Annotated in this window: 23 protein-coding genes; all 23 read left to right on the top strand. The window is 37.6% G+C overall.

The annotated features are described in order from the left end of the window. Positions 1–147 precede the first annotated feature (147 nt). Positions 148–1284: a molecular chaperone DnaJ gene (gene dnaJ, locus GX687_04090; GenBank protein HHX96626.1), complete on the top strand. Its 1137-nt coding sequence runs from the start codon at positions 148–150 to the stop codon at positions 1282–1284. 4 nt (positions 1285–1288) lie between these two features. Next, the gene (locus GX687_04095; GenBank protein HHX96627.1) at positions 1289–2047 is read left to right on the top strand and encodes a 16S rRNA (uracil(1498)-N(3))-methyltransferase; all 759 of its coding nucleotides are present in this window, start codon (positions 1289–1291) and stop codon (positions 2045–2047) included. Next, positions 2047–3360, top strand: coding sequence for a tRNA (N(6)-L-threonylcarbamoyladenosine(37)-C(2))-methylthiotransferase MtaB (gene mtaB / locus GX687_04100; protein HHX96628.1), 1314 nt, complete (start codon positions 2047–2049; stop codon positions 3358–3360). Before GX687_04095 ends, mtaB begins: the two co-directional genes overlap by 1 nt. Before the next feature lie 4 nt (positions 3361–3364). Further along, entirely contained in the window at positions 3365–3706 is a 342-nt protein-coding gene (locus GX687_04105) for a histidine triad nucleotide-binding protein (GenBank protein HHX96629.1), read from the top strand. Between the two features lie 102 nt (positions 3707–3808). Continuing rightward, positions 3809–3988 (top strand): 30S ribosomal protein S21, encoded by a 180-nt coding sequence (locus tag GX687_04110; protein HHX96630.1) that lies wholly within the window; start codon positions 3809–3811, stop codon positions 3986–3988. 125 nt (positions 3989–4113) lie between these two features. Further along, positions 4114–5415 carry a nodulation protein NfeD gene (locus GX687_04115; protein ID HHX96631.1) on the top strand — a complete coding sequence of 434 codons (1302 nt, stop codon included), beginning with the start codon at positions 4114–4116 and terminating at the stop codon, positions 5413–5415. 20 nt (positions 5416–5435) lie between these two features. Next, complete coding sequence (gene floA / locus GX687_04120; protein ID HHX96632.1) at positions 5436–6416, top strand: flotillin-like protein FloA; 981 nt, start codon at positions 5436–5438, stop codon at positions 6414–6416. A 3-nt stretch (positions 6417–6419) separates the two neighbouring features. Continuing rightward, a complete protein-coding gene (locus GX687_04125) occupies positions 6420–6719 on the top strand; it encodes a hypothetical protein (protein HHX96633.1) in 300 nt (99 codons plus the stop codon). Positions 6720–6802: 83 nt separating this feature from the next. After that, positions 6803–7057, top strand: coding sequence for a sporulation protein YqfC (gene yqfC, locus GX687_04130; GenBank protein ID HHX96634.1), 255 nt, complete (start codon positions 6803–6805; stop codon positions 7055–7057). A gap of 10 nt (positions 7058–7067) precedes the next feature. After that, complete coding sequence (gene yqfD / locus GX687_04135; protein HHX96635.1) at positions 7068–8264, top strand: sporulation protein YqfD; 1197 nt, start codon at positions 7068–7070, stop codon at positions 8262–8264. Positions 8265–8320: 56 nt separating this feature from the next. Then, positions 8321–9298: a PhoH family protein gene (locus GX687_04140; protein HHX96636.1), complete on the top strand. Its 978-nt coding sequence runs from the start codon at positions 8321–8323 to the stop codon at positions 9296–9298. Further along, positions 9282–11480 (top strand): HDIG domain-containing protein, encoded by a 2199-nt coding sequence (locus tag GX687_04145; protein ID HHX96637.1) that lies wholly within the window; start codon positions 9282–9284, stop codon positions 11478–11480. The genes GX687_04140 and GX687_04145 overlap by 17 nt, the downstream gene beginning before the upstream one ends. Beyond that, complete coding sequence (gene ybeY, locus GX687_04150; protein HHX96638.1) at positions 11473–11874, top strand: rRNA maturation RNase YbeY; 402 nt, start codon at positions 11473–11475, stop codon at positions 11872–11874. The genes GX687_04145 and ybeY overlap by 8 nt, the downstream gene beginning before the upstream one ends. An 11-nt stretch (positions 11875–11885) precedes the next feature. Continuing rightward, on the top strand, positions 11886–13136 hold the full coding sequence (locus GX687_04155; GenBank protein ID HHX96639.1) for an HlyC/CorC family transporter: 1251 nt from the start codon (positions 11886–11888) through the stop codon (positions 13134–13136). A gap of 11 nt (positions 13137–13147) precedes the next feature. After that, positions 13148–14188, top strand: coding sequence for a DUF3048 domain-containing protein (locus tag GX687_04160; GenBank protein HHX96640.1), 1041 nt, complete (start codon positions 13148–13150; stop codon positions 14186–14188). A gap of 15 nt (positions 14189–14203) precedes the next feature. Next, entirely contained in the window at positions 14204–14584 is a 381-nt protein-coding gene (cdd, locus tag GX687_04165; GenBank protein ID HHX96641.1) for a cytidine deaminase, read from the top strand. Between the two features lie 11 nt (positions 14585–14595). Beyond that, positions 14596–15492 carry a GTPase Era gene (locus tag GX687_04170; GenBank protein ID HHX96642.1) on the top strand — a complete coding sequence of 299 codons (897 nt, stop codon included), beginning with the start codon at positions 14596–14598 and terminating at the stop codon, positions 15490–15492. Positions 15493–15503: 11 nt separating this feature from the next. After that, positions 15504–16178, top strand: a complete 675-nt coding sequence (gene deoC / locus GX687_04175; protein ID HHX96643.1) for a deoxyribose-phosphate aldolase — start codon at positions 15504–15506, stop codon at positions 16176–16178. A gap of 85 nt (positions 16179–16263) precedes the next feature. Beyond that, positions 16264–16410, top strand: coding sequence for a hypothetical protein (locus GX687_04180; GenBank protein ID HHX96644.1), 147 nt, complete (start codon positions 16264–16266; stop codon positions 16408–16410). After that, entirely contained in the window at positions 16411–17154 is a 744-nt protein-coding gene (recO, locus tag GX687_04185; protein ID HHX96645.1) for a DNA repair protein RecO, read from the top strand. It begins immediately after the preceding gene. Positions 17155–17203: 49 nt separating this feature from the next. Further along, a complete protein-coding gene (locus GX687_04190) occupies positions 17204–17644 on the top strand; it encodes a DUF4342 domain-containing protein (protein HHX96646.1) in 441 nt (146 codons plus the stop codon). A gap of 247 nt (positions 17645–17891) precedes the next feature. Next, on the top strand, positions 17892–18770 hold the full coding sequence (gene glyQ / locus GX687_04195) for a glycine--tRNA ligase subunit alpha (GenBank protein HHX96647.1): 879 nt from the start codon (positions 17892–17894) through the stop codon (positions 18768–18770). A gap of 2 nt (positions 18771–18772) precedes the next feature. Beyond that, a complete protein-coding gene (locus GX687_04200) occupies positions 18773–20839 on the top strand; it encodes a glycine--tRNA ligase subunit beta (protein ID HHX96648.1) in 2067 nt (688 codons plus the stop codon). Positions 20840–20860 lie beyond the last annotated feature (21 nt).

Genomic DNA, 20860 nt, shown 5'->3' on the forward strand with positions numbered 1-20860 from the left:
CATTAACTGCAAAAATGTATCAGCAAGCGGAAACTTCTACTGGGGAAAAAGTAGCCGAAAATGGGGATGATGTGGTTGATGCTGAATATGAAGTAAAAGATGAGGAGTGAAATTAGTTTACGTTAGTGTGAGGGGGAAGGTAGAACCATGGCCAAAAAAGATTATTATGTTGTCTTGGGTGTAGAGCGTAATGCTTCTGATGAGGAAATTAAAAAGGCCTTTCGTAAATTAGCACGTAAATATCATCCGGACGTAAATCCTAATGATAATACCGCAGAAGAAAAATTTAAAGAAGTTAATGAGGCATATGAAGTATTAAGCGACCCGGAAAAAAGAAGGCTTTATGATCAATTTGGCCATGATGGTATTAATAATAGTTTTGGTGGTCAAGGTGGGTTTGGTGGAGCAGCTGATTTTGGTGGTTTTAGCGATATTTTTGAAATGTTTTTTGGGGGTGGGCCTTCAGCAGCTGGGCAAAAAAGACCTCAGCGGGGTAGAGACCTGCGGGTAGATTTAAGTTTATCTTTTGAAGAAGCGGCCTTTGGGTTGGAAAAAGAAATTGAACTTTCCCGTTGGGAAACGTGTCCAACTTGTAAAGGTAGTAGGGCCAAACCTGGAACCAAGCCTATAACCTGTTTACAGTGTCAGGGTACTGGACAGATAGGGATGACACAAAGAACCCCTTTTGGTCATTTTCAGACTGTTAAGGTTTGTCCGCGTTGTGGTGGGGAAGGAAAGACTATTCCTACACCTTGTCCTAAATGTAATGGCCAAGGACAAATTAGGAGGAAACGGCAAGTAAATATTAAAATTCCGGCTGGTGTTGATTCTGGTTCGCGAATTCGTTTGACTGGAGAGGGTGAAGCTGGTCCTCGTGGTGGTATAGCGGGGGATTTGTATGTTTACATTGATGTCCGTCCTCATGAGATTTTTACTAGGCAGGGTGATGATTTATATATAGATTTTCCGATAACGTTTATTCAAGCTGCATTAGGAGATGAAGTACAAGTACCTACTTTGCGGGGTCAAGCTATTTTGAAGATTCCCGAAGGTACGCAAACAGATACAGTATTTAGATTAAGAGGTCAGGGGATTAATCGTTTACAAGGTAGTGGTCGTGGTGATCAATATGTTAAAATTATTGTAATTACACCTACTAAGCTTAATCAAGACCAGAAGGCTATTTTGTGTCAATTTGCTAAAAGTACGAATCAAGAAAATTATCGTTCTGCTCAACAAAAAGGATTTTGGGAGAAATTTTGGGATAGTTTAAAAGGAAAGTGAGTTTATGTATCGATTTTATATACCACCTGAGGATTGTGATTGGGAAAATAAAATGGCTGTAATTCGTGGGGAAGAGTTTAAGCATTTTTCACGTGTGCTGCGTTTGTCCTTAGGTGCACAAATTATAGTCTTTGATGGCTGTGGTAGGGAATCTCAGGCTGAAGTAGTGGCGATTAAAGAAAAGCAGGCTTTAGTTAAATTAACAAAGCCTTCTTTTTTTGCCGGGGAAAGTAAATTAGAAATTTGGTTGGGGCAGAGTTTAGTTAAAGGTGATAAAATGAATTTAATTATTCAAAAATCTACTGAACTAGGCTTTCGCGGCTTGATTCCTCTGCAAACAGAACATAGTGTAGTTAAATTATCTTTAGATAAAGAGAAAAAACGGCGTGAAAAATGGGAAAAAGTGGCCTTGGCAGCAGCTAAACAATGTGGTCGGTCGGTTGTACCCGCTATTTTGCCAATATCTACACTTCAGGATTTTTTAAATGATTTACCTGTGGAACGTCATCTGCTAATTCCTTGGGAAAAAGGTGGTATACCTTTGCGGCAAGCACTAGAAAAAATTAATTTTTCGGAAACTGCCTTTAAAAAACCACTTTATTTTTTAATTGGTCCGGAAGGTGGTTGGGATTCTCGGGAGGTTGCTTTGGTAGAAAAAAAAGGTGGAATACCGGTTTCCTTGGGTTCTAGGATTTTACGCACAGAAACAGCGGGTCCCATTGTCTTGGCTGTTTTAATGTTTGCCGGAAGGGATTGGGGTTAATGAGGAAAATAGCCTTTTTTACTTTAGGTTGTAAAGTAAATCAAAGTGAAACAGAAGCTCTGCAAGCTGAGTTTCGGGAAAAGGGTTATCAAATAGTTGATTTTAGTGATCAAGCCTCTGTATATATAATTAATACTTGTACGGTAACACATTTGGCTGATCGGAAATCCCGCAGTATGATTAGACGAGCTTTAAAAACTAATCCCGAGGCTAAAGTAGTGGTTATGGGCTGTTATGCACAAACAAATGCAGCGGCAATTGCTAAAATTAAAGGTGTTAAATTAATTGTAGGTACAAAAGAAAAAGGGAATTTGGTTGCTAGGGTCGAAGAACTATTAAGTGGGAAAATTAAAAGCTTTCCAGAGGTTCATGTTGCAGATCTTGAATCAAAACTAGATTTTACCGAATTAAAAACACCTACCGAGATTGAGCGTTCCCGTGCTTATTTAAAGGTACAGGATGGCTGTAATCAATATTGTGCTTATTGTATTATTCCTGATGCTAGAGGCCCTGTACGCAGCCGTTCTTGGGAAAACACTCTCTCAGAGGCTCAAAGATTAATTAAGGCTGGTTTTAAGGAAATAGTATTGGTGGGAATTCATTTAGGGGTTTATGGACAGGATGATGCAGGACGCAATTTAGCCACACTTATGGCCAATTTGCTTTCTTTGGATCCTAATGTAAGGTGGAGATTAGGTTCTTTAGAACCTTTAGAGGTAAGTGAAGAATTAATTGATTTACTGTCTGCAGGTAATTTTTGTGCACATTTACATTTACCTTTGCAAAGTGGATCTGATCAAGTTTTAAAAGCTATGTGCAGGCCTTATACGGTAAAACAATATGTCGAAGTAATTAATAAAATTAGGGAGAAGGTTCCGGAAATAGCCATTACTACTGATCTTATGGTTGGTTTTCCTGGTGAAACTTTGGCAGATTTTCAAGCTGGTTTAAATTTAGTTGAGGAATTAAAGTTTAGTAAATTACATGTTTTTAAATATTCTCCTAGACGGGGTACCCCAGCGGCTAAGTTTCCCAAGCAAGTATCTGCTGTGGAAAAAGAAAAACGCAGTAGGGAAATGATTCATTTGGGGGAAAGATTGGCAGAAGAATATGCCGCAAAATTTTTGGATAAGAAACTAGCTGTACTGGTTGAAAAAAGGTTAAAAAATAATTTTTGGGAAGGTAGTAGTGAACAGTATTTAAAAGTCAAATTTAATTCTGCACTTGAACTTCGGGGACAAATTGTGCCTGTTCATTTAAAACAGGTAAAGGCAGATTTATGTATTGGTGATATGATGTTGAAGGGGGTGTAAGCTATTGACTGATTGTATTTTTTGTAAAATAGTACGTAATGAACTGCCTAGTGAAAAAATTTATGAGGATGAGCGGGCCTTGGCTTTTCGCGATATAAATCCTATTGCTCCGGTGCATGTTTTGGTTATTCCCAAGGAACATATTGAAAGTTTGGCCGAGGTTAAAGAAACACAATTAGAATTACTAGGTCATCTGCATGGTGTTTTAGGACAGGTCGCTAAGGATTTGGGTTTAAAAGACGGTTATCGTGTTGTTATTAATTGTGGTCGAGAAGGTGGACAGGAAGTACCCCATTTGCATTTTCATTTATTGGGGGGTCGAAAATTAACTTGGCCCGCGGGGTAAATTCTTGCTTCTTCAATGGTATTTTAGTATAATTCAAGTAAATGTGCGGTTGGTTCATGTTAAAATATTGAGCTGACGGTGTCATGGAGGGAGGGAAAATAAGTGAGTGAGGTTAAAGTTGGTAAAAATGAATCTCTCGACAGTGCACTCCGTCGTTTTAAACGTACTTGTCAAAAATCCGGTGTTCTCGCTGAGGCTAGGCGTAGGGAGCATTATATGAAACCGAGTGTGGTCAAAAGGAAAAGAAAGTCGGATGCGGCCAGGAGGCGTGGGAGAAAATAAAAAATGAAATAAAAGCAAAAGATAAAGGCGGTTCCCTTTAGGGAACTGTTTTTATCTTTGGGGTATGGAAAAAAGGAATTGTATGATAAAATGAAATTATAATTGTAAAATAAAGGTGAAGAATTATGAAAAAGGGATTGCTAGGTATCTTAATTGGCTTAATACTTTTAACATCGGGTGTATTTGCTGTTTCTTCAGCTGAAGTTTTTGTTATTCCCTTGGAGGCAGCCATTGATCCTGGGTTAGCTAGTTTTGTGGAAAGAAGTTATCGGGAAGCTGAGTTGAGTAATACTGATCTAGTTTTATTGGAAATAGATACTCCTGGTGGTCGGATTGATGCCGCGGAAAAGATTAAGCAAACGATTAATGAGAGTACTTTAAAAACAATTGCTTTGGTCAAGGGAGGTGCCATTTCTGCTGGTGCTTATTTGGCTTTGGCTTGTCCCGAGATAGCGATGCTGCCTGGGGCCATTATTGGTGATGCTGAGCCACAATTGGGCGGAAAAAGGGCTGATGAGAAACTTGTTTCTTATTGGGCGGCGGAAATGGGTGCTGCTGCGGAAAAGAATGGGCGAGAACGTCTGATAGCTATGGCTATGGCAGATCGGGATTTGGAAATACCGGGTTTAGTGGAAAAAGGTAAACTACTTACCTTGACTTATCAGCAAGCAAAGGAATATGGTTATACAGATTATTTAGTTGCTGATCGTGCGGAATTATTAAAAGTATTGAATTTGGCAGAAGCCAATATAAAGGAAGCAGTTTTATCCCCGGCGGAAAAAATTACACGTTTAATTACTCATCCTTTTTTAGCCCCTTTATTATTAACTTTGGGAATCGCTGGTTTAATTATTGAAGTATTTACGGTCGGTTGGGGTATTGCCGGTTTTATTGGACTTTTTTCATTGTCTCTTTATTTTGGAGGACATCTTTTGGCTGGTTTTACCGGCTGGGAAGCCATTTTATTGTTTCTTTTGGGTTTAATTTTATTGGCTATAGAAATTTTTATTCCTGGTTTTGGTTTGCCGGGAATTAGTGGCCTTGTTTGTTTAGTGATTAGTATTGTTTTGGCTGCACCTAGTTGGGAAGCAGGTATAATTTCTTTGGTTTTGGCGATCATTGGAACAATTATTTTGCTGCTCTTTAGTTTTAAATTCTTAACTAAAAGGGGCTTTTGGGAACGCTTGGTTTTGGGTATAAAATATCAAAAGGAGACAGGTTATGTACCACAAAGTAAAGATTTAAGTATTTATGTGGGTCAAAGAGGTGTGGCTTTAACCATTTTGCGTCCTGCAGGAACAATTGAACTTGCAGATGGTACTAAATTGGATGTGGTTACTGAAGGAGAATTTATTCCGCGGGGCGAAAATGTTGAAATTATTTTGGCAGAAGGAATTAGGGTCGTGGTGCGGGCACTGCGAGAATAAACTTGGAAAGGGGAATTTTAATGGGTCCATTTGTTTTTGTCTTGATGATTGCTTTAATTGTGGTTGCTTTTTCGGTTGTACTTAGTTTTATTCCATTGGGATTGTGGATTTCGGCTTTAGCGGCTGGAGTAAGAATTGGAATTTTAACTTTGGTGGGGATGCGTTTTCGGAGGGTTCCTCCGGCTTTGATTGTTAATAGTTTAATTAAGGCTGATAAGGCTGGGATTAATATAACCACTAATCAATTGGAAGCTCATTATTTGGCGGGGGGAAATGTTGATCGTGTTGTTAATGCTTTGATTGCAGCGGAAAGAGCTGATATACCATTACCTTTTGAACGGGCGGCAGCCATTGATTTGGCGGGACGGGATGTTTTAGAGGCAGTACAAATGAGTGTCAATCCAAGGGTAATTCAAACTCCGGAAATTTCCGCTATGGCCAAAAATGGCATAGAAGTAATTGCCATGGCTAGGGTTACCGTAAGAGCTAATATTGACCGTTTGGTTGGGGGTGCTGGGGAAGAAACAATTATTGCTCGGGTAGGTGAAGGTATAGTTACTACAGTAGGTAGTTCGGAATCACATAAAGATGTTTTGGAAAATCCAGATTTAATTTCACATACGGTTTTAAATAAAGGGCTTGATGCTGGTACGGCTTTTGAGATTTTATCAATTGATATTGCTGATGTGGATGTGGGGCGTAATATTGGGGCCCAATTGCAAACTGATCAGGCTGAAGCAGATAAACGTATTGCCCAGGCTAAAGCGGAAGAAAGACGTGCTTTGGCCGTGGCCCGTGAGCAAGAAATGTTGGCTGCTGTGCAAGAAATGAGAGCTAAGGTCGTGGAAGCTGAGGCTGAAGTACCTTTGGCTTTATCCCAAGCTTTAAAGGAAGGAAAATTGGGTGTTTTGGATTACTATAATTTGCAAAACATTTTAGCTGACACGGCGATGCGAGATTCTATAGCTAAAGATACTGATCATGGAGGTAAGGAGGATTAGTGTATGGAAGATTTAATTGGTTTTTTAATTCTCCTCTTTATTATTGTTAGAGCGATCAGGGAAAGAAGTAGTGAAGCAGTATCTTTACCGGAAAAAGAACCGGTTATTGAGGAACCGTTAATTAAACCGGTGAAAAAAGAAGTGGTAAAAGAGGTGCCGGTAAAAGTAGCGGAGGATCCTTCTTTAGAACCATGTGTTGAAAAAGTAGTGCCACTCAGGGACAGAAGTTTGCAGGTAGATTTGAAACAGGCCATTATTTGGAGTGAAATATTACAAAAACCAAAGGCATTACGCCGTAAATAAGGCAGGAGGGAAAACTCTCCTGCTTTTTTTGTTCTGTTTTTTATGAAAAAAGCATAAAATGGTTAGGTAAGAGAGGTGATTTAATGCCTAGAATAAGCCGTTTTTTGGAATTGCCTCCTGAAATAATTTACAATTTACCTAAAATGACCTTGATCGGTAATTTGCAAATTAAAATTGAGAATCATCGGGGGTTAATTGAATATACCACTGGTAAAGTTAGAGTAGCTGTAAATCAAGGGGAAGTAGAAATTCTGGGAAAAAATTTGATTATTTGTAGTATTAGTAGAGAGGGCCTTTGTTTGGAAGGAGAAATCGACGGTTTTAAATATCTAGGTTAGGGGGTTAGTTATGAAGTGGACTGCCAATTTAACTGGATATGTAGAAATAGCTCTATGGGGTGAAAACCCGGAAAGGGTATTAAATATGGCCCTTAGTCGAGGTTTAGTTTTATGGAACATAGTTTCGGTAACACAAACAGAGTATCGTCTGAATGTAAGTTTGGGTAGTTTTCGGGCTATTTGTCGCCTGGTCAGACGTTCAGGCTGCCGTTTAAAAATAAAACGCAAAAGGGGGCTGCCCTTTTTTTTCAAACAGATTAAAAAGAGAAAAGTATTAGTTGTGGGTACTTTTCTTTTTTGTTTAATTTTATATTTGTTGAGTTCATTTGTTTGGTTTGTGGAGGTAATTGGTAATAAAGAGGTGGCAAGGGAGTTAGTTTTAGAAAAGGCTGTTAAGTATGGTTTAAAAAGGGGAGTTCCTCAGGCTAGTGTTAATAATAATTTAGTGGCCGAAAAATTATTAGGGGAGATCCCTCAACTTTCTTGGGTAGGTATTCATGAACATGGAACTAAAATAATTATAGAGGTTGCCGAAAAAACATTACCACCCTCCAATAATGAAAATACACCAGCTAATTTAATTGCACGAACAGAGGGGGAAATTGTTGAGCTTTTGGTTTTACAAGGAACACCATTGGTAGAAGAAGGTGCTAGGGTTCGTGCTGGACAAATCTTAATTTTAGGGTTAATTTATCCGGAAGTAAGTATTGGGGAAACAGGTGAAATTAGCCCAGCGGGAGAACCGCGAGCCGTTAGAGCTAAGGGTTTGGTACGGGCCCGTGTTTTTAGGGAGGCTAGTGAGTTTTGTTCTTTGAAAGAGAAGTTAACTGCTGATACCCGGCGAAAAAAAGCGGCACTTTATTTAAAATTTGGAGATAAAGAAGTTTACTTAAAAGGAAGTAATAAAAATCCCTTTCATCAATATCGAGTTATTCGTCAAAGGAAATCATTGTCTTTTCAAGATTTGGAATTGATTAGGATTATTTATCAAGAACAGAAATCAGAAATTTTAGAGAGACATCTTGAAGAGGCTTTTGAGGAAGCTGCACGTAGAGCCCGTGAAATAGTTTGGCAAAAGGTACCCTCAGAATGTAAAATTATTTCCCAAAGTTTTGAACCATGGGAGGGGCAAAAGGACGGGATTATGGTAAAATATAAATTGGAAACTATTGAGGAAATCGGCAGGTATCTTCCTGAGGAAGAGTAGCGTATTTATTTTGGATCAGGTATAATATTTGGTAAATAGACAAAGGGGGTAAATCATTGCCCGAAATAAAAAAAAGGAGTTTTTTACTCACTAATCAAGAGGCTGCAATATTATATGGACTACAAGATGAAAATTTAAATTTTTTAGAAAAACATTTGGAAGCTAAAATTGTGGCCCGTGGTTGTAAAATAAAGGTAATGGGCAGCCAAGAAGAGGTTGCTTATGCTGCTAAGGTATTGGAACAATTAATTGATTTAATTAGAGCAGGTAATACTATTTCCATTCCGGATTTAAATTATTGTTTGCAAACTGTGGCCGAAAATCAAAATGAACCTTTAAGCGAAGTTCTAAATCAAGCTATTCAGATTACAGCCCGGGGTAAATTAATTAAACCGAAAACTAAAGGACAATATCATTATCTGCAGGCGATTAAAACTAATGATATTACTTTTGGTATAGGTCCAGCTGGCACGGGTAAAACCTATTTGGCGGTGGTAATGGCGGTTACAGCTTTAAAAAATAGGGAAGTCAGCCGGATTGTTTTAACCCGTCCGGCCGTGGAGGCCGGGGAAAAATTGGGTTTTTTACCTGGTGATTTACAGGAAAAGGTCAATCCTTATTTAAGACCACTTTATGATGGTTTATATGATGTTTTGGGTGTGGAAACTGCTGGCAGATATATGGAAAGGTCAATTATTGAAGTGGCTCCTTTAGCTTATATGCGGGGTAGAACTTTAGATGATTCTTTTATTATTTTGGATGAAGCTCAAAATACAACTCCTGAACAAATTAAAATGTTTTTAACACGCTTGGGATTTGGGTCCAAAGCTGTGGTAACTGGTGATATAACTCAAATTGATTTACCTAAAAAAACTAACTCTGGATTAATTGTTGTGCAAAAAATTTTAAAAGGTTTAGCTGGTATTAGTTTTCAATATCTTACTGAAGCAGATGTTATTAGACATCCAGTTGTGCAGAGAATAGTCTTGGCTTATGAAAAATATCAGGGGGGTGATAATGATTTCAACTCCTAAAAAGAAGGGCTCTTTTTTTCAGGGGATTAAAGTAATCTGGCAAAACCGGCAGGTTAAAAAAATAGGTTGGTTTTTGGCTTTTTTTCTAGGAATCTTAAGTATATTTGCTCTGCATTTTTTCCCGGATAATCTTCCGGTTCACGAAGGACAAGTTTCTCCTAAAACAATTAAGGCACCCCAAACCATTACTTTTGAAGATACCAAGAAAACAGAAGAACGACGGCGTTTGGCTGAAGAAAGAATTGAAGAAGTTTATTTATTAGATGGTAGTGTTTTAATGAAAATGGAGGAAGAGTTAAGTCAAGTTTTTGAAAATTTAATTACAGTTTTGGCAGATGAAAAATTATCAAACTTAGAAAAAATGGAGTTTTTAAAAAGTGAATATAATTTAGCGGAAAGTGCGGTTAGGGCTTTAGTTTCTTTAGATAGTTCTACGTTGAAAACTTTATTTATTGAAGCAGAAGAAATTTTAAGAAATCATTGGCAAACAGGTGTTAGGGATTTTGAAGTAGATGAAAAAAAAGCGATGATTTATACTCAAATAGATTTATTGAATATAACGACACCTTATAAGAATCTTTTAAAAGCAGTTTTCAACAAAGTTGAATTTAAACCTAATTATTTAAAAGATGAAACTGCTACCCGCAGGGCCAAGGAAGAGGCTTCACGTGATGAAGGTGTAGTGATGGTAACTGTTCGTAAAGGACAAAAAATTGTGGGTGAAGGGGAAATTGTTACTGCAGAGCATCTAGATGTATTACAGGCTTTGGGTTATAAAAAATCATCGGCCCCTTATTTAGCTCTTTTGGGAATTGGTTTATTTATGATTTTGGTATTTGTCTTGACAAATTTTTATTGGCAGCATTATCGACGTGATTTAGCACGGGCGGAAGTAAATTATGTTTTATTAGGTCTTTTGGTGTTCATAATTTTACTTTTAGCTAAGGTGATTTCGGCAATTAATATTAGTTCTAATCCGGAAATAGCGGAAATGGTGGGCTATTTAATTCCTGTAGCTGCTGTATCTATGTTGATTGCTTTTCTTTTGGATGCTACTTTGGCTATTTTTATGACTATTCTTTTAGCATTTTTTATTGGTTTTTTAACTGGAAATCAACTGCCTTTTACGATTAATGCTTTTATAGGTGGTTTGGTGGGTATTTATAGTGTTAGTAAATTTAATCAAAGGTTTGACTGGGTAAAAGCAGGTTTATTTATTGCTTGTGCCCAGGTGGTGTGTATTGTTTCTTTGGGTCTTTTAAACAATAATCAGGGTATGGTTTTACTAATCGGTGCAGGTTTTGGTGTGATTAATGGTATTTTTTCCTCAATTTTCGCTTATGGTAGTTTACCTTTTTTGGAATCAGCTTTTGAAATTACTACTAGTGCTCGTCTTTTGGAATTGGCTAATCCCAATCAGCCATTGTTAAAAAGACTACTGTTAGAAGCCCCAGGAACTTATCATCATAGTATTTTAGTAGGTAATTTAGGTGAAGCTGCAGCAGATTTAATTGGTGCAGATTCATTATTAGTTAGGGTTGGTGCTTATTATCATGATTTAGGTAAATTGAAAAGACCTTATTTCTTCATTGAGAATCAATTGGGTGGTGAAAATCCTCATGATAAACTTTCACCCTCTTTGAGTACTTTAATTATCACTTCACATTTAAAAGATGGTGTAGAAATTGCTAAGGAAAATAATTTGCCTGCTGTAGTTATTGATTTAATTGCTCAACATCATGGTACTAGTTTGGTTTCCTATTTTTATCATCAGGCTTTGGAAAATGATGATTCCCAACAAATTGATGAGGCGGAATATCGTTATCTAGGTCCTAAACCACAAACAAAAGAAGCAGCTATTATTATGTTGGCAGATAGTGTAGAAGCAGCTGTGCGTTCCATGCCAGCACCAAGTAGTGGGAAAATAGAAGGCTTGGTACGTAAGATTTTGAAAGAACGTTTAACAGATGGCCAATTAGAAGAATCACCATTAACTTTTAAAGATCTCGATTTAATTGCGGTGGCTTTTACACGAATTTTAAATGGTATTTTTCATAAACGTATTGAGTATCCCGAAAATGTATTGAAAGCCATCAAAGGAGGTTCTTCTGGAAATGCAGATACAGATTTGCAATCAGCAAGAAAAGGTTCCTTATCTACCTCAGTATCGGAAAATGATTGAGCTGATAAGTCGGGAAATAGCTAAACGGTTTTCTTTAGCAGAAAATATTGAAGTAAGTATAACCTTAGCAGATGATATCTTGATGCGGCAATTAAATAAAGAGTATCGGGATCAAGATGAATCTACAGATGTTCTTTCTTTTGCTTTTCGGGAAAATGAAATGCCATCAGTGCCGGGATTAGAATTATTGGGAGAAATAGTTTTGTCGTTGGAACAGGTGAAAAAACAGGCTAGTGAACAAAAGCATAGTTTTTTGGAAGAATTGGCTCTTTTAGTAGTACATGGTTATTTGCATCTTTTGGGATATGATCATTTAGTGGAAAATGAAGCTCGGGAAATGAGAAAAATAGAAAAAGAAATTCTTGCGGTTTTACCTTTTGTGGAATTTCTTTAGGAGGTAATTTTTTGTCTCAGCTACAAGGTCTGCAGTTAATAATTTTATTTATGTTATTATTGCTTTCGGCCTTTTTTTCTGCTTCGGAAACAGCCCTTTTTTCCACTAAACGTTTAAAAATTCGTCATTTGGCTGAAGAGGGTAATCGTCAGGCAATATTAACTAATCGTTTATTGGAACAGGCGGGGAAATCGATTGCCACGATTTTGATTGGTAATAATTTGGTGAATATCGGGGCAACAGCTTTGGCTACTGTTTTGGCGATCAGTTTTTTTGGTAGTTCCGGGGCGGGGATTGCTACTTTAGTGATGACTATTTTAGTACTTGTTTTTGGAGAAATTACTCCTAAAACATTGGCGGCTAGACATGCCGAGAAGACGGCCCTGCGTTTTAGCCCCTATATTTATGCTTTGGGTAAAGTGTTGGCTCCTTTTATTTATATTTTTAATTCTGTAACTGGTTTTTTAGTAAGAATTATTGACGGACCGGAAGAGGAAGAACATTTTGTAACAGAAGAAGATTTACGAATTTTGGTTAATGTGGGTGAAAAAGAAGGTCTACTTGATCAGGTGGAGCGGGAAATGATTGATAGTATTTTTGAATTTGATGATACTCAAGTGAGGGAAATTATGGTGCCTCGTTTGGATATCGATGCTGTTGAGGTCGGTGAGACTCTAGAAAATACTATTAAACTGGTTTTACAAGCTGGTCGGTCGCGGATTCCGGTTTATCAAGCTAGTATTGATGAAATTATTGGTGTAATCTATGCTAAAGATCTTTTGAAATTTTTTGGTGAACCGGAAAGGAAAGGGTTAAAACTAGCCGAGATTATGCGGCAGCCTTATTATGTTCCTGAAAGTAAAAAGGTTCGTGACTTATTTACTGAATTAAGTAAAGAAAAGGTGCATATGGCTATTGTCCTTGATGAATATGGAAGTACGGCAGGCCTAGTAACCATTGAAGATGCCATTGAGGAAATTATGGGTGATATTCAGGATGAATATGATCAGGAGGAAAAACTGATTGAATTATTGGCTGATGGTGTTTATTTGGTTGATGGCCGTACCCCGATTGATGAAATTAATCAGATGATAGGTCTTAATTTGCCTGATGATGAATTTGAAACAATTACTGGTTATGTTTTTCATCATTGGGGACGCTTACCGGAAGAAGGTCAAATAATTAAAATAAATAATTTAGAAATAAAAATTGACCAAATTTCGGGGGGCCGAATTGGTAAATTAATTTTGCGTAAAATTTAGGAGAATTTATGATGAAAAATAAGCAAGCTGTTTTCTGGGGGATTTGTTTTTTCGTTTTAAGTATCCTTTTAGGTTTGGCTTTAAAACCGATTGTGCATTTTTTTTCCTCGGGGGAAAATGTGTTTTTTCGTGAAAGTGAAATAACAGAAATGGAAGATTTGCAGCAAGGGGAATATCTGTTTAAAGGTTGGCAGAAGAAAAACCGACAAAGGGCTTTAGTGGTGATTTTGGATAATACTGTTTATGGTAGACCACAAGCTGGTTTGGAAAAAGCGGATGTGATAGTTGAATTTCCGGTGGAAGGTGGTTTAACACGCCTAGCGGCCATTATTAGTACCGATAATTTGGATTTGTTAGGTCCAATTCGGAGTGCCCGTTCTTATTTTGTTGACTTAGCCAAAGAATATCGGGGTATTTTAATTCATGCTGGGGGTTCGACAGAGGCACTGCAAAAAATAGCAGCTGAACAGGTAGATCATTTTGATGAAATTTATGGTGGTACTCAGGTTAGTGGTTGTTTTTGGCGGTTCCCGGACCGCGAAAGACCCTATAATTTATTTACCAGTTCTGATGTTTTGCGTCAGACGGCCAAGAAACTTAATTTGCCTCGGTCACCTCAGCCCCCCAAAAGAACCATGTTGACTTCTGAAACGGAAATTAAAGGAGAAAATGCCAAAACTATAACTGTTTTTTATGCACATAAGGATAGTATGGCTAATTTTGTTTATCAGCAAGAAAGGCAGGTTTTTGAACGGTTTACAGCAGACAATGAACCTTATCTAACTTATGCTGGTGAACATTTACAAGTAGCCAATGTGATTGTGCAAATTGTACCCTATTGTTATACTGATGGTGATGGTCATTTACAGTTAATTATGCATGGTGAAGGACAAGCCTTGATTTTTCGGCAGGGTAAGGTTGTCGAAGGGGTATGGAGAAAGAAGCCAGATGGTTTTACGGAATTTGTGGATTCCCATGGTAAAACCATTCCACTTATAGAAGGACCTACATGGATTTCTGTTGTACCCCGGGGCATGCGAATAGATTATTAAAGGACGGGGAATTAAATGGAGGAATTAATCAAGGCAGCTAAAAAGGCTCGTTTAAGAGCTTATGCCCCTTATTCTGATTGGCAGGTGGGGGCAGCCTTAAAAAGTAAAGAGGGTAAAATTTATAGTGGTTGTAATATTGAAAATGCGTCTTATGGATTGAGTATGTGTGCCGAAAGGGTAGCCCTTTTTAAGGCTGTTTCGGAAGGGGTTACCGATTTTGAAGCTTTGGTGTTAGTTAGCGATCGAGAAGAACCGGCAGCACCGTGTGGAGCTTGTAGACAGGTTTTAGCAGAATTTGCTTTAACTCTGCCGGTATTTTTGGTTAACTTGCAGGAGAAAGTAATAAGGACCACTGTGGAGGAATTGTTACCGGCAGTTTTTTGGTTTAAAAAATAGGAGGGAAAGAGATGCAGAATGATTTTCGTTCAGGATTTATTGCTTTACTCGGAAGAACAAATGCCGGTAAGTCTACACTGTTAAATAAATTGATCGGACAAAAAATAGCTATTGTTTCTGATAAACCACAGACTACACGTAATAAAATTGTGGGAGTTTTAAGCAAACCGGAATATCAAATAGTTTTTTTGGATACTCCTGGTATTCATAAACCGCGTCATCAATTAGGTCAAATGATGGTTAGTACTGCCTTTAAAACATTAGAGGGGGTTGATCTGATTTATTACTTAATTGATGTTTCTGTGCCCTTTGGTTCTGGTGAGTCTTTTTTAATCGCAAGATTGCAAAAAGTAACTACACCAATTTTTTTATTATTAAACAAAATTGATTTACTACCTAAGGAAGAATTATTGCCTTTGATTGATTTTTACCGTCAGCAAAGAGAATGGACGGAAATAGTACCTCTTTCGGCATTAAAAGGGGAAAATGTGGAGCCCTTGTTGGCAGCTACCCTTAAATATTTACCAGAAGGACCTAAATATTATCCGGAAGATGTAGTTACTGATCAGCCCGAAAAAATTGTTGCTGCCGAAATAATTCGGGAAAAAGTACTTAAATTAACCCATGAAGAAGTACCACATTCGGTAGCAGTAGTAGTTGAGGTTCTTGAGGAAAGGACGGCTACTTTGATTTATGTAGGGGCAACAATTTTTGTGGAACGCAATTCTCAAAAAGCGATTTTAATTGGTAAACAAGGGCAGATGTTAAAACAAATTGGTATCTTGGCACGTAAAGAATTAGAAGAAATTTGGGGTGCGGCTCTTTATTTGGATTTATGGGTAAAGGTTTCTCCGGCTTGGCGTGAAAAAGAGCATTACCTGCGTAATTTTGGTTATTTACCTGATTAGGGGGTGGGAATTTGTTTACTTTAGAGGAAGTTGCCGGTAAAATTGAGCAGACACTTTTAAAACCAACTGCTGGGAAAAAGGATTACCAAAGCTTAGTTGAGACAGCAAAAAAATATGGATTTAAGGCGGTGTGTGTGCCTTCTTATTATGTGCCCTTTTGTGTGGAACAGTTAAGTGATTCGGCGGTACAGGTGGTTTCGGTGGTAGGTTTTCCTTTAGGTACTTGTTTAACAGAAGTCAAGATCTATGAAGCCCAAAGGGCTTTTTTAAGTGGTGCCAGGGGAGTGGATGTGGTTATTAATATGGGGGCTTTAAAGGCAGGATCTGATCAGGCTGTTTTAAAAGATTTACAAGGTGTAGTCAAAGAAGCAGCCAAATTTATGGATAAAGAAGTTAAGGTAATTATTGAAACTGGTTTATTGACTGAGGAAGAAATTAAACGAGCTTGTGCCTTGGTGATTAAAGCTGGTGCAGATTATGTAAAAACATCGACTGGTTTTAATTGTCGAGGTGCTGTTTTAGAAGATTTATATTTAATCAAAGCTTTGGTTGGTGAAACAGTGAAAATTAAGGCTTCAGGAGGAATTAGTACTTGGGCTGAGGCTCATGAATTTTTAAAAGCGGGAGCGAATTGTTTAGGAACAAGTAATGGGGTAAGGATCATTGAAGAATTTCTGGCTAAATAATGTATTTTGTTTTCTTTTACTAATTAGATATAATTAAAACTAGGATAAGGAAAGAAAATCTCAGGTGGAAAGGAACTGAATAATTATGCAAAAAGCTAAGGTTTTCTGGGATTATTTTATGGCTACGGGTAATATCGGGGCTTACCTTATTTTTTGTGAACTTGAACGACAAGGTGTTAATGTTTTATGCAGTCTCCAAAAATATAATCATTTTAATGGGGTAGACGGCTAAATGAGGTTATATAAAACAGAAACTTTAGTTTTAAGGAGTGTTAAATATCGAGAAGCAGATAGTTTACTTACTTTATTGACAAAAGAAAAAGGAAAAGTAAAGGCGATTGCCAAAGGGGTAAGGAAAATAAATAGTCGCCTGCGGGGTGGTGTGCAATTATTTACACATAATCAAATGCTTTTATATCATGGTCGAAATTTGCACACTGTTACCCAAAGTGAGTGCTTGGAAGCTTTTGCACCCTTACAAAAAAACATGGCTACTCTTACCGCGGCTTGCTATTGGTGTGAATTATTGGATACTTTTCTTCCTTGGGAGGAAAAAGAGTCGGATTTATTTGCATTAGCTTTGGCGGGATTTCATTTGATAGCATTGGAAAATAGTAGTTTAGTGATACGCGGTTTGGAAATAAAGCTATTGGCTGCTTTAGGATATCAGCCTATTTTAAATCATTGTGTTGTTTGTGGTCAGGCTTTAAAAGAGGGACAGATGATTTTTTTTTCACCGGCTGGAGGCGGCACCCTTTGTGCCCACTGTCAAACAGAGGTCGGTCTTTCTTTGACATGGGAAGTGTTAAAAACATGGCAATTATTTCAGGAAATGCCTTTTAGTAAATTTATGAGATTAAAGATTAGTCAAGGTGGTTTAGAAATTTTAAACCGCTTATTGGAAAAATATTTGGAATATCAATTGGATTATCCTTTAAAATCGCGGACAATTTTGGAAAAAATGTGGTTAGGGTAAAAAATTGCTTTAGGGAAATAATAGCTATAGAAAATTAAGGGGGGAAGTAGTGATGGATGAATTGAAAAAAATTGATTTATTACGTGAAAGACTGGGGATTTCGTATAAAGAAGCACGGGATGCCTTGGAAGAGGCTGAGGGAGATGTAGTACAGGCTTTGGTTGATTTGGAAAAGGTACACCGCAATTGGGATGAAAAATTGGAGGAAAAAGGTCGGGAAATAATGGCCTATATTAAAGAAATTATTAAACAGGGTAATGTTACGAAAGTGAGATTAAAAAAACAGGCGGAAACTGTTTTGGAAATACCGGCTACTGTTGGTTTTTTAAGTTTGGGAGGTATGTTTTTAAGTCCATTGTTAGCCCTTTTAGGGGTGGCGGGGACTGTAGCCGCGGTAATAAAAGATTATACTTTGGAAGTGGAACGTCCTGATGGCCGGGTGGAAAAACATAATCTTAATTTTTTAAAGGAAAATAAGTCTAAAGAGTAAAAACCGTCCTCTCTGTATTGACACGCTTTTTAAGGAATGATAAATTTAACAAGTAAGAACTAATTTGGTAAAGAGGAGAAAGCACTTGTTGTGGCAGATAAGTGTTTAGTCGGAAACAACAGGGCGAGGGTATCTCGAACCAAAGATTTTTAAAAAAGACCGGGGTGTGCGGGATTAAACCTCTCGTCCCTGTAGCTTTGGCTGCAGGACGGGAGGTTAATTTATTAGCATTAAGGAGGAGTACAAGATGAATTTCCAAGAAATTATTAGTTGCTTGCATAAATTTTGGGATCAACAAGGTTGTTTATTACAACAGCCTTATGATGTGGAAAAAGGGGCGGGGACCATGAATCCGGCGACTTTTTTGAGGGTATTGGGACCTGAACCATGGAAGGTAGCTTATGTGGAACCATCACGGCGACCAACAGATGGACGTTATGGCAAGAATCCTAATCGCCTGCAGCATTATTATCAGTATCAAGTAATTTTAAAACCTTCCCCGGCTGATGTTCAAGATCTTTTTTTGCAGAGTTTGGAGGCTTTGGGAATAAAGCTTTTGGAGCATGATTTGCGTTTTGTGGAAGATGATTGGGAATCACCTACTTTGGGTGCCTGGGGATTAGGGTGGGAAGTTTGGTTAGATGGGATGGAAGTAACCCAGTTTACTTATTTTCAACAATGTGGAGGTTTGGATTGTCGTCCGGTTTCTGTAGAAATAACTTATGGTTTGGAGCGTCTGGCCATGTTTATTCAAGAAAAAGAAAGTGTTTACGATATTGAGTGGGCACCGGAAATTACTTATGGTCAAGTCCATTATCAAAGTGAAATTGATTATTCTGTTTATAATTTTGAAGTGGCAGATTCGCAATTATTATTTAATCTTTTTACTGCTTATGAAAAAGAAGCGCGGCGAATTTTGAAAAAAGGGCTGGTTCAACCAGCATATGATTATATTTTGAAGTGTTCACATGTGTTTAATCTTTTAGATGCCCGGGGAGCGATTAGTGTTACGGAAAGAACGGGATTTATAACACGGGTAAGGCAATTGGCACGTTTATGTGCTCAAGCTTATGTTAAACAGCGTGAAGACTTGGAATTTCCACTGCTAAAAAGGAGGGGGCTTTAAAAATGGCTGATTACTTGTTGGAGATAGGTACAGAAGAAATACCGGCTAAATTTATACCTCAGGCTTTGTCACAGTTAAAATATTTAGCGGAGAAAAAACTTAAAGAACAATCTTTGTCTTTTCAAACTATAAAAACATGGGGGACACCTCGTAGATTGGTTTTATATATTGAAAATTTGGCTGAGCAAAGTGAAGATTTAAAAAAGGAAGTACGCGGTCCGGCGAAAAAAGTCGCTTTTGATAAGGCTAATCAGCCGACAAAAGCTGCTTTGGGTTTTGCAGGTGCCCAAGGGGTTGAAGTCGAGGATTTGGTTGTAAAGGAGACGGAAAATGGTGCTTATCTATTTGCCGTTAAAATAGAAAAGGGGAAAAGTGCTCCGGAAATATTAATAGAAATAGCCCCACAGTTTATAAAAGAATTAAATTTCCCTAAAACAATGTATTGGGGTGAAAATGAATTGGCTTTTGCTCGTCCGATTCGTTGGTTAGTTTCTTTATTAGATGAACAGATAATCCCTCTGCAAATTGGGAATTTATATGCGGGTAGGCTCACACGCGGACATCGCTTTTTGGGAGAAGAAAATTTGGTGATTAAAACCCCTCAAGTTTATCAAGAATTATTGATGGAAAATTATGTGTGGGTAGAGCAAGTTAGTCGTGAAAAAGAGTGCTGGCGGCAAATTACTCAAGTAGCGGCTAAGGGTAAAGTAGATCCTGATCCCCAATTATTAAGTGAAATTACTTATTTAGTGGAATGGCCTTTGGCCTTTCGCGGTAATTTTGCCGAGGAATATTTAAAACTTCCGGAAGAAGTTATTGTCACGGTGATGCGTGAACATCAGCGGTATTTTCCGGTACGTGATATAGATGGTAATTTGCTTAATTATTTTATTGCTGTACATAATGGTAATTCAGATGCTTTAAATATAATTCGTGCTGGTAATGAGCGTGTTTTAAAGGCACGTTTGGCCGATGCCCGTTTTTTCTGGGACGAAGATTTAAAGAATAATTTAACCAACTATTTACCAGAATTGGAGAAAGTTATTTTTCAGGAAAAATTAGGTTCACTTGCTGAAAAGACTCAACGAGTAGAAAAATTAACAATTCAAATTGCCCAAAAGTTAGCTTGGGAAAAAGAGATTGCTGCTAAAGCACAGCGGGCTGCTGCCTTATCTAAGGCGGATTTAGTGACTAATCTGGTAAATGAGTTTCCCGAATTGCAAGGAATCATGGGTTATTATTATGCTTTAAATTCAGGTGAAGAGGAAATAGTGGCAACTGCTATTCGTGAACATTATCAGCCGCGTTTTAGTGGTGATCAATTACCTTTAAGTTCACTTGGGGCATTGGTAAGTATAGCGGATAAGCTTGATACCATGGCCGGTTGCTTTTTAGCTGGTATAGAACCTAGTGGTTCACAAGATCCTTATGCCTTAAGGCGTCAAGCTTTGGGTGTCTGCCAAATTCTTCTTGTAAGGCAGTGGAAAATTAGTTTAGAAAATTTATGTGAATTGGCTTTAGCTAATTATGGGAAAACAGTAGATAAAAAAATCGAGTTAGGTCTCAAACAATTTTTGCGAACTAGGCTGAAAAACTTGTTAAGTGAGGAAGGATATCAGTTTGATTTACTAGAGGCAGTCTTGGCAGATTCTGATTGTATTCCTATAATTATTTTAGCTAAGTTAAAAGCCTTGAATAATGTACGGGAAAAAGAAGTTTTTAAAAATTTATTAATGTCTTTTACCCGTGCTCATAATTTAATTAAAAATAGAAAGGGAGGATTAATCAATTCTGCTTATTTTGAAAATGAAGCTGAAGAAAAATTAAAGAGTATTTTGGATGAGGTGGAAAATAAAATAGTACCTCTATTGGCTAAAGGTGATTTTTTAGGAATAATTAAAGAATTGGCGGGTGTAACTCAATTTATTGATGATTTTTTCACAGCAGTATTAGTGATGGCAGAAGATGAAAAAGTCCGCGAAAATAGGCTAAATCTTTTATCACGTTATGTAGCTCTAACACGTCCTTTGGGAGATTTAAGTAAAATAGTGCATAAAAAAAATGAATAAAAGTTGTTTTTTCCTTTGCAA

This window comes from Clostridia bacterium, from assembly GCA_012841935.1.
Lineage (GTDB): Bacteria > Bacillota > Peptococcia > DRI-13 > DTU073 > DUTS01.